At 67.6% G+C, this 18,009-nt stretch carries 16 protein-coding genes; 7 read left to right on the plus strand and 9 right to left on the minus strand.

Translation table 11 applies throughout. The annotated features are described in order from the left end of the window. The 3 genes from secD to ACAM58_RS25505 form a co-directional block, all read right to left on the minus strand. Entirely contained in the window at positions 1-1,884 is a 1,884-nt protein-coding gene (gene secD / locus ACAM58_RS25495) for a protein translocase subunit SecD (RefSeq protein WP_015867858.1), read from the minus strand. A 101-nt stretch (positions 1,885-1,985) separates the two neighbouring features. Beyond that, the gene (yajC, locus tag ACAM58_RS25500) at positions 1,986-2,321 is read right to left on the minus strand and encodes a preprotein translocase subunit YajC (RefSeq protein ID WP_018905224.1); all 336 of its coding nucleotides are present in this window, start codon (positions 2,319-2,321) and stop codon (positions 1,986-1,988) included. Positions 2,322-2,593: 272 nt separating this feature from the next. Beyond that, positions 2,594-6,202, minus strand: coding sequence for an indolepyruvate ferredoxin oxidoreductase family protein (locus ACAM58_RS25505; RefSeq protein WP_369663777.1), 3,609 nt, complete (start codon positions 6,200-6,202; stop codon positions 2,594-2,596). 179 nt (positions 6,203-6,381) lie between these two features. On the opposite strand from ACAM58_RS25505, the gene ACAM58_RS25510 reads away from it, so the two are divergent. From ACAM58_RS25510 to ACAM58_RS25525, 4 genes are all read left to right on the plus strand, one after another. Further along, entirely contained in the window at positions 6,382-6,858 is a 477-nt protein-coding gene (locus tag ACAM58_RS25510; RefSeq protein WP_369663778.1) for an Lrp/AsnC family transcriptional regulator, read from the plus strand. A 64-nt stretch (positions 6,859-6,922) separates the two neighbouring features. Continuing rightward, on the plus strand, positions 6,923-7,681 hold the full coding sequence (locus ACAM58_RS25515) for a basic amino acid ABC transporter substrate-binding protein (protein ID WP_369663779.1): 759 nt from the start codon (positions 6,923-6,925) through the stop codon (positions 7,679-7,681). 32 nt (positions 7,682-7,713) lie between these two features. After that, a complete protein-coding gene (locus ACAM58_RS25520; RefSeq protein WP_062364030.1) occupies positions 7,714-8,484 on the plus strand; it encodes an amino acid ABC transporter permease in 771 nt (256 codons plus the stop codon). A gap of 15 nt (positions 8,485-8,499) precedes the next feature. Continuing rightward, a complete protein-coding gene (locus ACAM58_RS25525) occupies positions 8,500-10,128 on the plus strand; it encodes an MFS transporter (RefSeq protein WP_369663780.1) in 1,629 nt (542 codons plus the stop codon). Positions 10,129-10,145: 17 nt separating this feature from the next. Here ACAM58_RS25525 and ACAM58_RS25530 read toward each other — a convergent pair whose 3' ends face one another. Genes ACAM58_RS25530 through ACAM58_RS25555 form a run of 6 tightly spaced genes read right to left on the minus strand, consistent with a single transcriptional unit; the run spans position 10,146 to position 15,311 of the window. Then, positions 10,146-10,460, minus strand: a complete 315-nt coding sequence (locus ACAM58_RS25530) for a cytochrome C oxidase subunit IV family protein (protein ID WP_015867865.1) — start codon at positions 10,458-10,460, stop codon at positions 10,146-10,148. A gap of 17 nt (positions 10,461-10,477) precedes the next feature. Continuing rightward, the gene (locus ACAM58_RS25535) at positions 10,478-11,182 is read right to left on the minus strand and encodes a heme-copper oxidase subunit III family protein (protein ID WP_015867866.1); all 705 of its coding nucleotides are present in this window, start codon (positions 11,180-11,182) and stop codon (positions 10,478-10,480) included. Positions 11,183-11,193: 11 nt separating this feature from the next. Then, positions 11,194-11,823 carry a bb3-type cytochrome oxidase subunit III gene (locus ACAM58_RS25540; RefSeq protein WP_369663781.1) on the minus strand — a complete coding sequence of 210 codons (630 nt, stop codon included), beginning with the start codon at positions 11,821-11,823 and terminating at the stop codon, positions 11,194-11,196. Beyond that, the gene (gene ctaD, locus ACAM58_RS25545; protein ID WP_369663782.1) at positions 11,820-13,592 is read right to left on the minus strand and encodes a cytochrome c oxidase subunit I; all 1,773 of its coding nucleotides are present in this window, start codon (positions 13,590-13,592) and stop codon (positions 11,820-11,822) included. Before ctaD ends, ACAM58_RS25540 begins: the two co-directional genes overlap by 4 nt. Next, positions 13,589-14,749, minus strand: coding sequence for a c-type cytochrome (locus ACAM58_RS25550; RefSeq protein WP_369663783.1), 1,161 nt, complete (start codon positions 14,747-14,749; stop codon positions 13,589-13,591). Before ACAM58_RS25550 ends, ctaD begins: the two co-directional genes overlap by 4 nt. A 46-nt stretch (positions 14,750-14,795) precedes the next feature. Next, positions 14,796-15,311, minus strand: a complete 516-nt coding sequence (locus ACAM58_RS25555) for a DUF1269 domain-containing protein (RefSeq protein WP_369663784.1) — start codon at positions 15,309-15,311, stop codon at positions 14,796-14,798. A 196-nt stretch (positions 15,312-15,507) separates the two neighbouring features. On the opposite strand from ACAM58_RS25555, the gene ACAM58_RS25560 reads away from it, so the two are divergent. The 3 genes from ACAM58_RS25560 to ACAM58_RS25570 are packed head-to-tail and all read left to right on the plus strand — an operon-like array spanning position 15,508 to position 18,005. Further along, entirely contained in the window at positions 15,508-16,329 is an 822-nt protein-coding gene (locus tag ACAM58_RS25560) for a creatininase family protein (protein WP_369663785.1), read from the plus strand. A 13-nt stretch (positions 16,330-16,342) separates the two neighbouring features. Then, complete coding sequence (locus ACAM58_RS25565) at positions 16,343-17,143, plus strand: ABC transporter ATP-binding protein (RefSeq protein WP_369663786.1); 801 nt, start codon at positions 16,343-16,345, stop codon at positions 17,141-17,143. Continuing rightward, positions 17,121-18,005: an ABC transporter permease gene (locus tag ACAM58_RS25570; RefSeq protein WP_015867873.1), complete on the plus strand. Its 885-nt coding sequence runs from the start codon at positions 17,121-17,123 to the stop codon at positions 18,003-18,005. Before ACAM58_RS25565 ends, ACAM58_RS25570 begins: the two co-directional genes overlap by 23 nt. Positions 18,006-18,009 lie beyond the last annotated feature (4 nt).

An 18,009-nucleotide genomic window follows, 5' to 3' on the forward strand; every position in this document is an offset into this window, starting at 1 on the left:
TTACTTGCCTTCAGCCACGGCGGTGCCGTCGGTCTTGGGGCGCCAGACCGTGCCGATCGACACCGTCTTGAGCTTCTTCTTCTGGCCGTACCAGAAGTTCACGAGGCCGCGCGAGAAGAACACGGCGGAGAACATCGAGGTGACGATGCCGATGCAGTGCACCACCGCGAAGCCGCGCACCGGGCCCGAGCCGAAGGCCAGCAGCGCGATGCCCGCGATCAGCGTGGTCACGTTGGAGTCGAGGATCGTGCCCCAGGCGCGGTCGTAGCCGGCGTGGATGGCCGCCTGCGGCGAGGCGCCGTTGCGCAGCTCCTCGCGCACGCGCTCGTTGATCAGCACGTTGGAGTCGATGGCCACGCCGATGGCCAGCGCCATGGCCGCGATGCCGGGCAGCGTGAGCGTGGCCTGCAGCATCGAGAGAATGGCCACCAGCAGCATCAGGTTGACGGCCAGCGCGATCGACGAGAACAGGCCGAACAGCGCGTAGTAGGCGCACATGAACACCATGATGGCCAGGAAGCCATACATCACGCTCTTGAAGCCCTTCTCGATGTTGTCGGCGCCCAGGCTCGGGCCGATGGTGCGTTCCTGGATGATCTCCATCGGCGCGGCCAGCGAGCCGGCGCGCAGCAGCAGCGCGAGGTCGGCGGCCTCGGCCACGGTCATCGAGCCGGAAATCTGGAAGCGGTTGCCGAGCTCGCCGTTGATCGACGGGGCCGTGAGCACTTCGCCCTTGCCCTTCTCGAAGATCAGCATGGCCATGCGCTTCTTGTAGTTCTCGCGGCTCACGTCGCGCATGATGCGGCCGCCCTTGGCGTCCATGGTCAGGTCGACCTTGGGCTGGTTGCTCTGCTGGTCGAAGCCGGGCTGCGCGTCGGTGAGGTTCTCGCCGGTGACCAGCACCTGCTTCTTCACGATCACGGGGCGGCCGTTGCGCTCGAGGAATTTCTCGGAGCCGAAGGGCACCGGCCCGCCGCTCAGTTCGGCCGCGCGGCCTTCGGCGCTTTCGTCGACCAGGCGCATCTCGAGCGTCGCGGTGCGTCCCAGGATGTCCTTGGCCTTGGCCGTGTCCTGCACGCCGGGCAGCTGCACCACGATGCGGTCCAGGCCCTGCTGCTGGATCACCGGCTCGGCCACGCCGAGTTCGTTGATCCGGTTGTGCAGCGTGGTGATGTTCTGCTTGAGCGCCGCGTCCTGGAGCCGGCGCGCGGCTTCGGGCTTGATGGTGGCCACCAGGCGCCAGTTGCTGCCGTCCTGGCTGTCGGTGGTGGCGAGGTCCTGGAACTGGTCCTGGATCAGGCGCTTGGCCGCTTCCAGCGCGGCCGCGTCGCGGAACGAGACCTCGATGGCCTGGCCGTTGCGGTTCACCGAGGTGCCGCGGATGCCCTTGTCGCGGAAGGTGGTGCGCAGGTCGCTCGCGAAGGATTCGGCCTTCTTGTCGATGGCGCCCTTCATGTCGACCTGCAGCAGGAAGTCGACGCCGCCGCGCAGGTCCAGGCCCAGGTACATCGGGAATGCATGCAGCGCCGTGAGCCAGGCCGGCGAGCGCGAGACCAGGTTCAGCGCCACCACGTAGGGCGGATCGGCCGGATCGGGCACCAGCGTGCGCTGCAGCGTGTCGCGCGCCTTGAGCTGCTCGTCGGGCGTGGCGAAGCGCGCGCGCAGCGAGCCGCCCTCGAGCGTGAGCAGGTCGGGCGCGAGCCCGGCCGCCTTGAGCGCCTCCTCGACCCGGCTCTGGGTGGCCGCGTCGACCTTGACGGTGGACTTGGCCGCGGACACCTGCACGGCAGGCGCCTCGCCGAAGAAGTTCGGCAGGGAATAGATCAACCCCACAAGCAGCACGATCACGATGATCGCGTACTTCCAGACCGGATAACGGTTCATGAGCGGGCGCTTTTCACAAACTTATTAAAGATGGGACACAGGCGTGACTTGAGGCCATGCGCCGCAAAGCGCAAGGCCGAGCCGCGCGTTGATTGCTGGGCTTACTGCTTGACGGCGCCCTTGGGCAGGACCTGGACCACAGCGCTGCGCTGGATCTTGATCTCCACGCCATTGGCGATTTCGAGGCCGAGGTACTGGTCGCCGAGCGAGGTGATCTTGCCGAGCACGCCGCCGGCCGTGGCCACTTCGTCGCCCTTGGCCAGCGCCTCGATCATGGCGCGCGCTTCCTTCTGGCGCTTCATTTGCGGGCGGATCATCACGAAATACAGCACCACGAACATCAGCACCAGGGGCAGCATGCTGCCCAGCGAGGACAGCATGTCGCCGCCGCCGGAAGCTGCGGGTGCGGTTTGGGCGAAAGCAGAGGAAATGAACAAGAGAGTCTCCAGCAGAGAGAAGAGAGGAATGTCAGAAGCGCGGATCGGGCCCGCGGTTCCGCGGCCCCGTGGAAAAGGCCGCGAGTCAGAGCTTGAGGCGGCGTCGGCCGCGCGCAGCAGCGGGCATTGTATTCGTGGCAATGCCCCGCTCCGCGCGCTTATCCGGCGCGCGGGGCAGGGCTTTCCATGGGCTGCGGCTGCGTGTCTCTTGCTAGCTTTTCAGGAGCAAGCGCGCGATGCGGCCGGCGGTGCCAGGCCGGCCTCCGGAAAAATCACGCGGCGGCGCGCTGCGCCTCTTGCGGGTTGCGCCACTTGGCGAGCAGCTCGCTCCAGCGGGTGCGGGCCGCGGCGAGGTTGCGCTCCTTCACATGGCCGTAGCCGCGGATCTGCTCGGGCAGGCTTGCGATCTCCAGCGCCAGCGCATGGTTCTCGGCGCGAAGGCCAGCAATCACTTCCTCGATGCTCGCGCGGTACTCGCCGATCAGCGCGCGCTCGGTCCTGCGCTCCTCGGTGCGGCCGAAGACGTCCAGCGCCGTGCCGCGCAGGCCCTTGAGCCGGGCCAGCAGCCGGAAGCCGGAGAGCATCCAGGGGCCGAACTTCTGCTTCTGCAGCTGGCCCTTGGCGTTCTTCCTGGCGATGATGGGCGGCGCGAGGTGGTAGTTGAGCTTGAAGTCCTTGCCCACCTCGCCCTCGAACATGCCCTCGACCCGCGCGAGGAAGCTGCGGTCGGTGTGCAGCCGCGCCACCTCGTACTCGTCCTTGTAGGCCATGAGCTTGAACAGGTAGCGCGCCACCGTTTCGGCCAGCGCGCTCTTGCCGAGCGCCGATTCGGCCTGCCGGACCTTGTCCACGAACTGCCGGTATTCCTCGGCATAGGCCGCGTTCTGGTAGCCCGCGAGGAATTCGACGCGGCGCGCCACCAGGCTTTCGACGGTTTCGCGCTTCTTGAACTCGATCACCTGGCCCGGGCGCAGGCGCTTTTGCAGCTCGTCCGGGCGGACGGCCGCCTGGCGGCCCCAGGCGAAGGCGGCCTTGTTGTTCTCGACCGCCACCGCGTTGAGTTCGATGGCGCGCAGCAGCGACTCGAGCGCCAGCGGGATCCAGCCCTTTTGCCAGGCAAAGCCCAGCAGCATCGGGTTGGCATAGAGGCTGTCGCCCATCAGCGTGGTGGCCGCGGCATCGGCGTCGAAGGTGCCGAGCGCATCGGCGCCGATGGCGCGCGCGATCTGGCTGGCGCAGTCGTCCTGCGGGTTCACCCAGTTGGCGTTGCGCACGAAGGCGGCGGTGGGCGTGCTGTGCGTGTTGAGCGCCACGTGCGTGCGCCCCTCGCGCATACGCGCCAGGGTTTCGGCGTTGACGGCCACCAGCGGATCGGCCGCCAGAATGAGGTCGGCCGCGGCGGTGCCCACGCGCGTGGTGCGGATCGCGTCCTGCGACTGGCCGATCAGCGCATGGCTCCAGGTGGCGCCACCCTTTTGCGCGAGGCCGGCCGCGTCCTGCGTGACGATGCCCTTGCCCTCGATGTGCGCCGCCATGCCCAGCAGCTGGCCGATGGTGATGACGCCCGTGCCGCCGACGCCGGCCACCACGATGCCCCACACTTGGTCCTGCGCCAGCACCGGCACGGCCGGATCGGGCAGCGGACCGAGCGCGAGCGGCGAATCGGCCTTGTCCCTGGCCTTCTTCTTGAGCTGGCCGCCCTCGACCGTGACGAAGCTCGGGCAGAAGCCCTTCAGGCAGCTCATGTCCTTGTTGCAGCTGCTCTGGTTGATGGCGCGCTTGCGGCCGAACTCGGTTTCCAGCGGCTCGACCGACAGGCAGTTGCTCTGCACGCTGCAGTCGCCGCAGCCCTCGCAGACCAGCTCGTTGATGACCACGCGCTTGGCCGGATCGACGGCCGTGCCCCGCTTGCGGCGGCGGCGCTTCTCGGTGGCGCAGGTCTGGTCGTAGATGATGGCCGTGGTGCCGGCGATCTCGCGGAACTCGCGCTGGACCTCGTCGAGCAGGTCGCGGTGCTTGACCGCCACGTGGTCGCCCGGGATGTTCACGCCCTCGTATTTCTCGGGCTCGTCGGTCACGATGACGACCTTCTTGGCGCCCTCGGCATGCAGGCTCTCGGCAATCTGCAGCACCGAGTGGCCCTCGGGCCGCTCGCCGACCTGCTGGCCGCCGGTCATGGCGACGGCGTCGTTGTAGAGGATCTTGTAGGTGATGTTCACGCCGGCGGCGATGCTCTGGCGGATGGCGAGCAGGCCGCTGTGGAAGTAGGTGCCGTCGCCCAGGTTCGCGAAGATGTGCTGGTCGGTGGTGAAGGGCTGCTGGCCGACCCACGGCACGCCCTCGCCGCCCATCTGCGTGAAGCCGATGGTGGAGCGGTCCATCCAGGTGGCCATGAAGTGGCAGCCGATGCCGCCCATCGCGCGCGAGCCCTCGGGCACCACGGTGCTGGTGTTGTGCGGGCAGCCCGAGCAGAACCAGGGCTGGCGGTCGGCGCCCTGCACGCCGCCCACCTTGAGCACTTCCATCGAGCGCTCCTTGGCCTCGAGGATGGCCATCTGGGCGTCGATGCGCGCGCGCATGTCGGCGCCGGCCTGCTCCAGGATGCCGAGCTTGCGCAGGCGCTGCGCAATCGCCTTGGCGATCAGTGCCGGGTTCAGGTCGGCATTGGCGCGCAGCAGCGTGTTGGCCGTGGGGTTGGGCATGGCCCATTCGCCGCCGGAGAAGTCGCCGTCGAGCTCGTTGAACTTGCCGAGCACGGTGGGGCGCACGTCGGCGCGCCAGTTGTAGAGCTCTTCCTTCAGCTGGTATTCGATGACCTGGCGCTTTTCTTCGACCACCAGGATCTCCTGCAGCCCGGTGGCGAAGTCGCGCGTGAGCTGCGCCTCCAGCGGCCACACCACGCCCACCTTGTGCAGCCGGATGCCCAGCTGGCGGCAGGTGGCGTCGTCCAGGCCCAGGTCGATCAGGGCCTGGCGGGTGTCGTTGTAGGCCTTGCCGCTGGCCATGATGCCGAAGCGGTCGTTCGGGCCCTCGATCACGTTGTGGTTCAGGCGGTTGGCGCGGATGTAGGCGAGCGCGGCATACCACTTGTAGTGCATGAGCCGCGCTTCCTGCTCGAGCGCGTGGTCGGGCCAACGGATGTGCAGGCCGCCGGGCGGCATCTGGAAATCGGTGGGAATGACGATCTCGACGCGGTCCGGGTCGATCATCGCCGTGGCGCTCGACTCGACGATTTCCTGGATCGTCTTCATGCCCGACCAGATGCCCGAGAAGCGGCTCATCGCAAAGGCGTGGATGCCCAGGTCCAGGATTTCCTGCACGTTGGCCGGAAAGAACACCGGCGTGCCGCAGGCCTTGAAGATGTGGTCGCTCTGGTGCGCGGCCGTGCTGCTCTTGGAGATGTGGTCGTCGCCCGCGACCGCGATCACGCCGCCCCATTCGGTGGTGCCTGCCATGTTGGCGTGCTTGAAGACGTCGGAGCAGCGGTCCACGCCCGGGCCCTTGCCATACCAGATGCCGAAGACGCCGTCGAACCGGTTGGTGCCCGCGGGCGAGAAGCCCAGCTGCTGGGTGCCCCAGAGCGCGGTGGCGGCGAGCTCTTCGTTCACGCCGGGCTGGAAGACGATGTTCTGTTCCTTCAGGAACTTGCTGGCCTTCCATAGCGCCTGGTCGTAGCCGCCGAGCGGGGAGCCGCGATAGCCGCTGATGAAGCCCGCGGTGTTCTTGCCGGCCTGCTTGTCGCGCAGGCGCTGCAGCATCGGCAGCTTGACCAGCGCCTGGACGCCACTCATGAAGGCACGGCCGTAGTCGAGGCTGTATTTGTCGTCGAGCGTGACGGTTTCCAGCGCGCGGCGAATGTGCTCGGGCAGCGGTGCGTTCATGTTTGTCTGTCTCCGTGTGGCAGGGCCTTTTGGGCCTGGCTGATGGGTGTGGGTCTGTGCCCGGGTAGGGCGCGAGCCCATGGTCACGCAAAGTGTATGCCGGGGTGCGCGACAGGTGTTTGCGTTCTGTGCCCCAAAAAACCAGCTTCCAGGAAGAATCTTGCTTAATATCGCCCTCCATGGAAAGCATTGACAAGTTCGACCTCGCAATCCTGCAAGAACTGCAGGCCGACGGCCGCCTCACCAACGCCGAGCTTGCGCAGCGCGTGGGGCTCTCGGCCGCGCCCTGCTGGCGCCGCGTGCGCGCGCTGGAGGAGGTCGGCTTCATCAAGGGCTACCACGCCGAGATCGACCGCCACAAGATAGGGCTGGGCGTGCTCGCTTTCGTGCGCGTGGACACCGAGCGCGTCACCAACGATGCAACGCTGAAACTGGAGGATGCGATCCGCAAGCTGCCCGAGGTGGTGGCCTGCCACTACATCAGCGGCACCGGCACCTTCGAGCTGCAGGTGGTGGCGCAGGACCTGGACAGCTTCTCGGCCTTCGCGCGCCAGCACCTCATGAACCTGCCGAACGTGAAGGACCTGCACACCAGCTTCTCGCTGGGCGAGGTGAAGGCCAGCAGCGCCTGGCCGCTCGGGCACCTGGCACCCTAGAATTCCCGCCCACTCCACAGACACATCCCGCCGTCCGGCGGAACAAAGAGGAAGAGGTCCCCGCATGAACTCCATCCGCCGCGCCCTGGCGCTCGGCCTTGCCGCCGCCACGCTCGCCTTTGGCGCCCAGGCCCAGAACCGCGAACTCACCGTGGCCTCCAGCGCCACCTACGCGCCCTTCGCCTTCGAGAACAAGGACAAGCAGATCGTCGGCTTCGACATCGACATCATCAACGCCATTGCCAGGCAGCAGGGCCTGAAGATCAAGGTGGTGAACACGCCGTTCACCGGCATCTTCGGCGCGCTCAACAACGGCGACGTCGACCTCGTGATCTCGGGCGTGACCATCAACGAGAAGCGCAAGCAGAGCTACGACTTCACGCCGCCCTACTTCGCGGCGCGCCAGCTGATCGCGCTGCCCAAGGGCAGCACGGTGGCCTCGCTGAAGGACCTGGCCGGCAAGAAGATTGCCGTGGTGAGCGCCTCCACGGCCGACGACATCGCCTCGCGCGAGTTCGGCAAGACCAGCCCCAACATCCGCCGCTTCGAGAGCACGCCGCTCATCATTTCCGAGCTGGCCGGCGGCGGCGTCGATGCCGCCATGGGCGACAACGGCGTGATCGCCTACCGCGTGGCGCAGAACCCCGAGCTCAAGACGCTCGACGACAAGTCCTTCCCCGAGGAAGGCTTCGGCATCGTCGTGAAGAAGGGCGACAAGGCGCTGCTCGACAAGCTCACGGCCGGCCTGGCCGCGATCCGCGCGGACGGCAGCTACGCCGCCATCTACAAGAAGTGGTTCAACAAGGACCCGAACGCCCGATGAGCGCGCACTGCACGACCGCGCGAAAGCCCTAGATGGAGCAGCCGATCCTCTTGTTCGGATGGTTCCGCTGGGACATCCTGGTCGAATACAGGGACCTGTTCTGGCAGGGCGCCTGGATGACGCTGCGCATGACGGTGGTCTGCGTGCTGCTGGGTTCGAGCTGGGGCCTGTGCCTGGCGCTCGCGCGGCTCGCCCGGCCGCGCCATGCGCCCTGGAGCTGGATGGCGCGCTTCTTCCTGCGCTGGCCGGCCACGGTGTACGTGAGCTTCTTCCGCGGCACGCCTTTGTTCGTGCAGATCCTGCTGATCCACTTTGCGGTGATGCCGGTGTTCATCCATCCGGCGACCGGCCTCCTGATCAGCGGCGACCTGGCGCGCGAGCTCAAGCAGGAGCACGGCGCGCTGATCTCCGGCGTGGTGGCGCTCACGCTCAATTCGGCGGCCTACATCTCGGAGGTGTTCCGCGCCGGCATCCAGTCGATCTCGCGCGGGCAGTTCGATGCCGGCCGCTCGATCGGCTTCACGCCGCTGCAGGTGATGCGCTACGTGGTGCTGCCGCAGGCCTTCAGGCGCATGCTGCCGCCTCTCGGCAACAACGCGATCGCGCTGCTGAAAGACACCTCGCTGGTCTCGGCCATCGGCCTGGCCGAGCTGGCCTATGCGGCGCGCACGGTGGCCGGTGCCTATGCGCGCTACTGGGAGCCGTACCTCGCGATCTCGGTGGTGTACTGGGTGATGACGCTCGTGCTCACGACGATGCTGCGGCGGCTCGAACACCGCCTGGCACGCAGCGACAGGGGATAGGCACAATCGGGCGACATGCCGCCGATTTCGCCCGAAGAAACACCCATTCCCCCCGCCCGGCCGCAGCCGCCGAAGTTCGCGGCGCTCGAGCCGCTCAAGCTGCCCGTGTTCCGCATGCTGTGGAGCACCTGGCTCATCGCCAACATCTGCATGTGGATGAACGACGTGGCGGCGGCATGGATGATGACCTCGCTGACCACCTCGCCGATCTGGGTGGCGCTGGTGCAGTCGGCCTCCACCTTGCCGGTGTTCCTGCTGGGCCTGCCCAGCGGCGCGCTGGCCGACATCCTGGACCGCCGGCGCTGGCTGGTGGCCACGCAGTTCTGGCTCGCGGGCACGGCCATCGTGCTGTGCGCGGCCATCGCCATGGACCTGATGACCGCGCCGCTCTTGCTGGCGCTCACCTTTGCCAACGGCATCGGGCTGGCGCTGCGCTGGCCGGTGTTCTCGGCCATCGTGCCCGAGCTGGTGCCGCGGCCGCAATTGCCGGCGGCGCTGGGCCTGAACGGCATTGCGATGAACGCCTCGCGCATCATCGGCCCGCTCACGGCCGGCATGCTGATCGCCAGCGCGGGCAGCGTCTGGGTGTTTGCGCTCAACGCGGTGCTGTCGGTGGCCTCGGGCTTCGTGGTGCTGCGCTGGCGGCGCGAGCACACGCCCAATCCGCTGGGCCGCGAGAAGCTCATCAGCGCGATGCGCGTGGGCGTGCAGTTCGTCTGGCAGTCGCAGCGCATGCGCGCGGTGCTCTCGCGCATCACGATCTTCTTCTTCCACTCCACCGCGCTGCTCGCGCTGCTGCCGCTCTTGGCACGCAACCTCAAGGGCGGCGGCGCGGCCACCTTCACGCTGCTGCTGGCCGCCATGGGCGCGGGCGCGATCATCGCGGTGCTGTTCCTGCCGCGGCTGCGCCAGGCGCTCGGGCGCGACCAGCTGGTGCTGCGCGGCACGGTGCTGCAGTCGCTCGCCACCGCGGTGATGGCCTTCGCACCCAACGCCTGGGTGGCGGTGCCCGCGATGTTCTTCGGCGGCATGGCCTGGATCACGGTGGCCAACTCGCTCTCGGTGTCGGCGCAGCTCGCGCTGCCCGACTGGGTGCGCGCGCGCGGCATGTCGACCTACCAGATGGCGATCATGGGCGCGAGCGCGATCGGCGCGGCGCTCTGGGGCCAGGTGGCCACCGTCACCGACCTGCGCTCCAGCCTCGAGGTCGCCGCCGTGAGCGGCACCCTGCTGATGCTGGCGGCGCTGCGCTGGGTCACCGACGTCTCGGGCGAGGAAGCCGACATGAGCCCGGCGCGGGCCGGCTGGGCCGCGGGCCCGCCGGCGGAAACGCCGGAAGAAAACGGCCGCGTGGTCATCACCATCGAATACATGATCGACCCCGCGCGCGCGGCCGCCTTCCACCTGGTGATGCACCAGACCCGGCGCGCGCGCCTGGGCCAGGGCGCCATCGGCTGGGAACTGCTGCACGACATCGCGGAGCCGGGCCGCTACCTGGAAGAGATCGTGGACGAAAGCTGGACCGACCACCTGCGCCGCTTCAACCGCGCCACGGCCGCCGACATGGCGCTGCGCGAGCGGCGGCTGGCCTTCCACATCGGCGAATCGCCGCCGGTGGTGACGCGCTACGTGGTGAAGCGCTGAGCGGGCCTGCAACGGCTTCAGTGGAAGAACAACAGCCGCGTCAGGTAGGTGTGGCCGGCCTCCGCCGCCATCAGGCCGACCAGCACCAGCAGGCACAGCGGCGGCACCAGGATGGCATAGACCAGCGACAGCCGCTCCCAGGCCATGTGCATGAAGACCGCGACGATCAGCCCCGCCTTCAGCAGCATGAAGGTGACGATCAGCGTCCAGCGCAGGTAGCCCTGGAAATGGAAATAGTCGACCAGGTAGGACATCGTGCTGAGCACGAACAGCAGCCCCCAGATCTTGAGATAGAGGCTGATCGGATGCTGCTGGCCGGTGGCGGGGTTCATGGTCTTCTTCCTCCTCCTCACCAGAGATAGAACAGCGCAAAGATGAACACCCACACCAGGTCCACGAAGTGCCAGTACAGGCCGGCAATCTCGACGATCTGGTAGTTGCCGGACTTGTCGTAGTCGCCGCGCATCAGCTTGAAGGCCACGGTGAACAGGAAGACCACGCCGGCCGACACGTGCAGCCCATGGAAGCCCGTGATCATGAAGAAGGCCGAGCCGAACTGCGCCGCGCCCATCGGGTTGCCCCAGGGCCGCACGCCCTCCTCGAGGATCAGCTTGGACCACTCGAAGGCCTGCATGCCGACGAAGATTTCGCCGCAGGTCGCGGTCACGAGCATCAGCGTGGCGGCGTTCACGCGGTCGCGGCGGTAGGCGAAATTGACGGCCATCGCCATCGTGCCGCTGCTGCTGATGAGCACGAAGGTCATGATCGCGATCAGCAGCAGCGGAATGTCGGCGCCCCCCACATGGAGCGCGAACACCTCGCTCGGGTTGGGCCACGGCACGGTGGTCGAGGCGCGCACCGTCATGTAGCCGGTCAGGAAGCAGCTGAAGACGAAGGTGTCGCTGAGCAGGAAGATCCACATCATCGCCTTGCCCCACGAGACGTGGAACGCCTGGCGGTCGGAGGACCAGTCGGCGACCAGCCCGCGCCAGCCGGTGGCGGCGATGGCCTGCGGGTTCAGCGGCGCAGCGGCGGCGGTTGCGGTGTGGTTCATGGGACGCCTCCTCAGGATGTGCCGCAGATGAAGCGCGCCACCTCCGGCGTCACCCAGCCCAGCAGCGCGAACAGCACCAGCCACACCGCCAGCATGAAGTGCCAGTAGCGCGCGCACAGCGCGATGCGCCAGGCGGACCGGGCTGGATCGGGCCAGGCGGCGTGCGCCGTCCAGGCCCAGCCGACCAGCCCACCCATCAGGTGGAGCCCGTGCATGGCCGTCAGCAGGTAGAAGAAGCTGCCCGCCGGATTGCCGGCCGGCATCACCTGCGCGCCCAGCATCGCCTGCCAGGCCCACAGCTGCACGGCCAGGAAGCCGAATGCGAAGAGACCCCCCGCCAGCAGCAGGCGACGCGCCCGCATCGGGCCGGGACCGCGCGGTGCGCCGCTGGCCCGTTGCAGCGCCACGCTGCCCGCCACCAGCAATGCCGTGCTGAGCCAGAGCTGCCACGGCAGCGCGATGGTCATCGCATCGCCGCCGCTCATGCGCATCACATAGGCCACGATGAAGAGGGAGAACAACGCAGTCACCACGCCCATGAAGACCCACAGGCCGATGCCGGCCGCGCTCGCATGCGGATCGTGGGCGCGGCCATGGCCGCGGCCGGCACCGCGGATGCCCAAGGCGGCTCCTGAAATCATGCCGGTGCTCCCCGGACCTCGCCCTGGCCCTCCGGCTCGGGCTCCCCGGGCCCGGCTTCCGGCGGTGCGTTCTGCGCGATGAAATCCTCCGCCGCACCCGGCTCCCCATAGGCATAGGCCCACCGGTAGACCACCGGCAGCCGCGGTCCCCAGTTGCCGTGGCCCGGCGGCGTGGCGGGCGTCTGCCATTCGAGCGAGGCGGCGCGCCATGGATTGGCGTCGGCCGGCCGGCCGCGCCACGCGCTCCAGGCGAGATTGGCAATGAACAGCAACTGCGCCACGCCGACGATCAGCGCAACCACGGTGATGAAGGTGTTCAGGCTGAATGCCGAGGGCGGAATGAACGCATAGCCGTCGAAGTTGTAGTAGCGCCGCGGCATGCCCAGCACACCCAGGTAGTGCATCGGAAAATAGATCAGGTAGGTGCCGAGGAAGGTGATCCAGAAATGCAGGCGCCCGAGCCGGTCGTCGAGCATGCGGCCGGTGACCTTGGGGAACCAGTGGTAGATGCCGCCGAACACCACCAGGAGCGGCGCCACGCCCATCACCATGTGGAAGTGCGCCACCACGAAATACGTGCCCGACAGCGGGATGTCCACGCTCACGTTGCCGAGGAACAGGCCCGTGAGCCCGCCGATGAGGAAAGTGCACAGGAAGGCCAGCGCGAACAGCATCGGCACCGTCAGGTGGATGTCGCCGCGCCACAGCGTCAGGATCCAGTTGTAGACCTTGATCGCGGTGGGCACCGCGATGATCAGCGTGGTGGTCGCGAAGAAGAAGCCGAAGTACGGATTCATGCCGCTCACGAACATGTGGTGCGCCCACACCACCACGCTGAGCGCGCCGATGGCCACGATGGCCCACACCATCATGCGGTAGCCGAAGATGCACTTGCGCGCATGCACGCTGATCAGGTCCGAGACGATGCCGAAGGCCGGCAGCGCGACGATGTAGACCTCGGGATGGCCGAAGAACCAGAACAGGTGCTGGAACAGCAGCGGGCTGCCGCCCTTGTAGCCGGTCACCTGGCCCATCGACACCAGCGCCGGCATGAAGAAGCTGGTGCCCAGCGTCCGGTCGAGCAGCAGCATCACGCCGCTGACGAACAGCGCCGGAAAACCGAGCAGCGCGAGGATGGTGGCCACGAAGATGCCCCACACCGTGAGCGGCATGCGCAGCAGCGTCATGCCTTCGCAGCGCGCCTGCAGCACGGTGGTCACGTAGTTGAGGCCGCCCATCGTCGTTGCCACGATGAAGATGAGCAGCGACACCAGCATCAGCACGATGCCGCCCGCATGGCCCGGCGTGCCGGGCAGGATCGACTGCGGCGGATACAGCGTCCAGCCCGCGCCGGTGGGACCGCCCGCGACGAAGAAGCTCGCCACCAGGACCACCACCGACAGCAGGTAGACCCAGAAGCTCAGCATGTTGAGATAGGGAAAGACCATGTCCCGCGCGCCCACCATCAGCGGGATCAGGTAGTTGCCGAAGCCGCCGAGGAACAGCGCCGTGAGCAGGTAGATCACCATGATCATCCCGTGCATGGTCACGAACTGGTAATAGCGCTCGGCGTTGATGAACTCGAACTGGCCCGGAAAGCCGAGCTGCAGCCGCATCAGGTTGGACAGCACCACGCCCACCACGCCCACTGCGATGGCGGTGCAGGCGTACTGCACGGCGATCACCTTGTGGTCCTGGCTCCAGACGTAGCGGGTCAGGAAGCTCTGCGGCGCGGGGTGGTCGCCGCCGTCGGCGTGGGACGAGTTCATCGCGCAGCCTTCTGTTCGGCGGCAGCCTGCGCCGGCGGGCTGCCCAGACTCTGGATATAGGCCACCAGCGCGGCCAGTTCTTCATCGCTCAACTCGATCTTCGGCATGACCGGCGGGAAGCCCTTCACCTGGCGGGCCTGCGGATCGCGGATGAAGCTGCGCAGATAGGCTTCGTCGACCAGCGCGGTGCTGCCGTCCGCCATGGTTTCGGTCTTGCCGTGCAGGCCCTTCCAGGTCGGCCCGACGCGCGCGCTGCCGTCGACCGTGTGGCAGGCCACGCAGCCCTTGCTGTCCGCCAGCGCGCGCCCCTGCTGGACGCGTGCATCGCCGCCGGCCGCCGCGGCGCCGGCCGGGGCCTCGGGCGCCTTGGCCTGGGACTTGGCGAAGGTCGGCAGCGCCGCGTGCCAGGCCTTGTAGTTCTCCGGGTCTTCCACCACCACGTAGCCGCGCATGTTGGGATGGCCCACGCCGCACAGCTGCGCGCACAGCGCTTCGTAGCGGCCCGCGACGGTCGGCGTGAACCAGAAGCGGCTGACCTGTCCCGGCACCATGTTCATCCGGGCGCGGAAGTTCGGCACGAAGAAGTCGTGCAGCACGTCGTTCGAGCGCATCAGCACCAGCACCGGCTTGCCGAGCGGCAGGTGCACCTCGTTGCCGGCGATCAGGAGGTCGTCCTGGCCGGCCCGATCGGCGGGGTCGATGCCGAACGGATTGGTGGCGCTGACAAAGCGCGCATCGGTCGCGCCCAGCTTGCCGTCCTCGCCCGGGAAGCGGAAGCGCCATTGCCATTGCTGGCCCAGCACCTCGAGCACGAGGGCGTCGCGGGGCTCCCTGACATAGTTCGCGTACACCACGAGGCCGGGCGCCAGCAGCGCCATGATGCCGACGGTGGTGCCGCCGATCAGCCAGCGCTCGAGCTTCCTGTTCTCGGGCTCATGCGCCGCGCGGCGTCCCTCGCGGTGGCGAAAGCGCACCAGCATGTAGGCGACGAACACGTTGATGGCAATGAAGAAGATCCCCGTGATCAGCAGCGTGATGGACAGGGTGTCGTCCATCGGCTGCCAGTTCGACGCAAGGGGCGTCGTCCACCACGGATTGAAGACGTGGAACAGCACCGAGCCGAGCACGATGAGCAGCAGGGCGACGGCCATGGTCATGTGCGCTCCTGCGGCTCGGCATGGTTTCCGGGCTCATGCGCGCGCTTCAGGGAAAGGCCGGGACTTGCGGCTCTTCGCCCTCGAACCGGGCTTCGGGATGCGCGGAGCGCAGCAGCGCCTCGATGTCCCGCACGCGCGAACGCGGCAAGTCCACCATCAGCAGGATCTGCCCCTGCGCGATGGCGCCCTCGAAACGTTGCAGCCTGGGGCTCGGGATCGAAATGCCGATCATGCTGGCCGACCAGGCGCCCACCACGCCGCCCAGGAGAGCCACCAGCACCGCCACTTCCCATTCGGGGCCGTCGCCGGTGATCGGGAACAGCAGCGCGGCCACGAGGCCGACGACGATGCCGCAGGCACTGCCGACCACCCACCCGGTCTTGGCTGCGTGGACGAGGTCCGAGGTCTGCCACACGTTGGCCGCATGGAGCCCGGCCATGTCCATGCCTTCCGGTCCGGCGAAATGAATGTGCGCGGCGTCGACGCGTGCCCACACCAGATCGTCCATTGCCCGCCTGGCGCTCGCCAGGTCCGGCATCAGCCAGTAGATGCGCCTCTTCATAGCGCCCCCTTTCGTCTTGCGACGAGTCAAGGAACCATGGATGACTTATATGCCCATGGAAGGCCGCCATCAAGTGGCCGCCGCATTTCACGCGGCAGCGGCATGGGGGTTATTGCCGAGCCATCTTTTTTTGACCGATTGGATAATTTAGCTCATCATCCCGCCCCTGTTGCCCGCCATCACGAGGTACGCCACGATGAACCCGCACCCCCTGCGCAGCCGCTTCTGGTCCGACCTGACCAGCGAAGAGTTCTCCCGCCTGGACCGCGAACGGCTGATCGCCGTGCTGCCGGTGGGCGCGACCGAGCAGCACGGCCCCCACCTGCCGATGTCGACCGACACCGCCACCATCGACGGCATGGTGCAGGCCGCGCTCCCGCACCTGCCGGGCGACCTGCCGGTGCTCTTCCTGCCCACCGTGGCCTACGGCAAGAGCAACGAGCATTCGCGCTACCCGGGCACGCTCACCGTCTCGGCCACCACGCTGATCGCGCTGTGGAAGGACATCGGCGCCTGCGTGGCGAAGGCCGGCGTGCGCAAGCTGGTGCTCTACAACAGCCACGGCGGGCAGATGAGCGTGATGGACATCGTGGCACGCGACCTGCGCGAGGAGCGCGGCATGATGGTCGTGGCCGCCAACTGGTACACGCTGGGCCTGCCCGAAGGGCTCTTCACCGCGCACGAGGGCAAGCACGGCATCCATGCCGGCGATCTCGAAAGCTCGGTCATGCTGCACCTTGCGCCGAACGACGTGCGTCCCGACCAGTTCCGCAACTTCCGCTCGATGACCGAAGACCTCGCCGCCGAGAACCAATTCCTCTCGATCACGCCCAGCGGCAAGCTCGGCTGGCAGATGCACGACATCAACCCCGCGGGCGCGGCCGGCGACGCCACGCGCGCCACCGCCGAGAAGGGCGCCGCGGTGCTCGACCACGTGGGGCGGCGCTTCGTGGAGCTGCTGCAGGAGGTGGACCGCTTCCCGCTGTCGCGCCTCGCCAACGAACCTGCCTGGCGCTAGGCTCGCAGCCACCATGGAAAGCTTCGCGACCTCTTCTTCGCCGCTGGTCAGCCTGCGTCATGTCAGCAAGCGCTTTGCCAACGGCACGCTCGCGCTGCAGGGCATGACGCTGGACATCGGCGAGCACGACTTCATCAGCTTTCTCGGCCCCTCGGGCTGCGGCAAGAGCACCGCGCTCAGGCTGATCGCCGGCCTGACCCGGCTCAGCTCGGGCGAGATGCAATGGTCCGGCGCCAACACCAGCAAGACACAGAGCGACCGCGACCTGGGCTTCGTGTTCCAGGAGCCCACGCTCATGCCCTGGGCCAAGGTGTTCGACAACGTCTGGCTGCCGCTCAAGCTCGCGGGCCAGAGCCGCGATGCGGCCGCGCCGGTGGTGCAGCAGGCCCTCGAGATGGTCGGCCTCTCGCGCTTCGCGGGCGTGTACCCGCGCGAGCTTTCGGGCGGCATGAAGATGCGCGTGTCGATCGCGCGCGCGCTGGTCACGCATCCGCGCCTCTTGCTGATGGACGAGCCCTTTGCCGCGCTCGACGAGATGACGCGCATCAAGCTCAACAACGACCTGCTCGCGATCTGGCGCGAGCACCGCTTCTCGGTGGTGTTCGTCACGCACAGCGTCTACGAGTCGGTGTACCTCTCGGACCGCATCGTGGTGATGGCCGCGCGCCCGGGCCGCGTGATCGAGGAGATCGGCATCGACGAGCCCTATCCGCGCGGCGAGGAATTCCGCACCTCGAGCCGCTACAACGTGCACTGCACCGCCGTGTCGCAATCCCTGCATGGAGCCCTGCATGGCGTCGACATCGATCACTGATGAGCCCGCCGCGCTCGCGGACGCGGACACGGCGCCCTCCGAGGCCGCGCTGCGCGCACACGAAGACGGCTTGCGCCGGCGCGAATCGATGCTGCGCATCGCGGTGCCTGCGGGCATCGTCATTGCGCTGCTGCTGGCCTGGGAATGGATGGTGCGCGCCAACAACATCCCGCACTACATCCTGCCCGCGCCTTCGCTCATTCTTCGCACGCTGTTCGACAACTGGGGCTCGCTCTCCAGCGCGCTGTGGTTCACGGTGAAGCTCACGCTGCTCGCGCTCGGCGCGGCCATCGTGGGCGGCGTGCTGCTGGCGATTGCCTTCGCGCTCTTCAAGTGGGTCGAGATCGGCCTGTTCCCGATCGCCGTGATCCTGCAGGTGACGCCGATCATCGCGATCGCGCCGCTCATATTGATCTACGTGTCGAGCACCACCGCGGCGCTTCTGCTGTGCGCCTGGATCGTGGCCTTCTTCCCGATCCTGTCGAACACCGTCATCGGCCTGAAAAGCGCCGACAGCAACCTGCGCGATCTGTTCCAGCTCTACAAGGCCTCGCCGTGGCAGACCTTCCGCTACCTGCTCGCGCCCAGCGCGCTGCCCTACTTCATGGCGGGACTGAAGATCGCGGGCGGGCTGAGCCTGATCGGCGCGGTGGTGGCGGAGTTCACGGCCGGCACCGCGGGCAAGGAAACGGGCCTGGCCTCGCGCATCCTCGAATCGAGCTTCCGCACCGAGATCCCGATGATGTTCGCGGCGCTGCTGCTGGTGTCCCTGCTCGGCATCGTGATCTTCATCGTGTTCGCGGCACTGTCGCGTCTCGTGCTCGGCCACTGGCATGAAAGCGAGATGCGCCGTGAACGCTAGGGCC

The organism is Variovorax sp. V116 (assembly GCF_041154435.1).
Lineage (GTDB): Bacteria > Pseudomonadota > Gammaproteobacteria > Burkholderiales > Burkholderiaceae_C > Variovorax > Variovorax paradoxus.

Bases quoted from the DNA above. Each gene is read 5' to 3' on its own strand.
- ACAM58_RS25565 (WP_369663786.1), top strand. From the start codon at position 16,343: ATGGAAAGCTTCGCGACCTCTTCTTCGCCGCTGGTCAGCCTGCGTCAT.
- ACAM58_RS25530 (WP_015867865.1), bottom strand. From the start codon at position 10,460: ATGAACCCCGCCACCGGCCAGCAGCATCCGATCAGCCTCTATCTCAAG.
- ACAM58_RS25510 (WP_369663778.1), top strand. From the start codon at position 6,382: ATGGAAAGCATTGACAAGTTCGACCTCGCAATCCTGCAAGAACTGCAG.
- ACAM58_RS25570 (WP_015867873.1), top strand. From the start codon at position 17,121: ATGGCGTCGACATCGATCACTGATGAGCCCGCCGCGCTCGCGGACGCG.
- ACAM58_RS25555 (WP_369663784.1), bottom strand. From the start codon at position 15,311: ATGAAGAGGCGCATCTACTGGCTGATGCCGGACCTGGCGAGCGCCAGG.
- ACAM58_RS25505 (WP_369663777.1), bottom strand. From the start codon at position 6,202: ATGAACGCACCGCTGCCCGAGCACATTCGCCGCGCGCTGGAAACCGTC.
- ACAM58_RS25550 (WP_369663783.1), bottom strand. From the start codon at position 14,749: ATGACCATGGCCGTCGCCCTGCTGCTCATCGTGCTCGGCTCGGTGCTG.
- secD (WP_015867858.1), bottom strand. From the start codon at position 1,884: ATGAACCGTTATCCGGTCTGGAAGTACGCGATCATCGTGATCGTGCTG.
- ACAM58_RS25540 (WP_369663781.1), bottom strand. From the start codon at position 11,823: ATGATTTCAGGAGCCGCCTTGGGCATCCGCGGTGCCGGCCGCGGCCAT.
- ACAM58_RS25520 (WP_062364030.1), top strand. From the start codon at position 7,714: ATGGAGCAGCCGATCCTCTTGTTCGGATGGTTCCGCTGGGACATCCTG.
- ACAM58_RS25525 (WP_369663780.1), top strand. From the start codon at position 8,500: ATGCCGCCGATTTCGCCCGAAGAAACACCCATTCCCCCCGCCCGGCCG.
- ACAM58_RS25515 (WP_369663779.1), top strand. From the start codon at position 6,923: ATGAACTCCATCCGCCGCGCCCTGGCGCTCGGCCTTGCCGCCGCCACG.
- ACAM58_RS25535 (WP_015867866.1), bottom strand. From the start codon at position 11,182: ATGAACCACACCGCAACCGCCGCCGCTGCGCCGCTGAACCCGCAGGCC.
- ctaD (WP_369663782.1), bottom strand. From the start codon at position 13,592: ATGAACTCGTCCCACGCCGACGGCGGCGACCACCCCGCGCCGCAGAGC.
- ACAM58_RS25560 (WP_369663785.1), top strand. From the start codon at position 15,508: ATGAACCCGCACCCCCTGCGCAGCCGCTTCTGGTCCGACCTGACCAGC.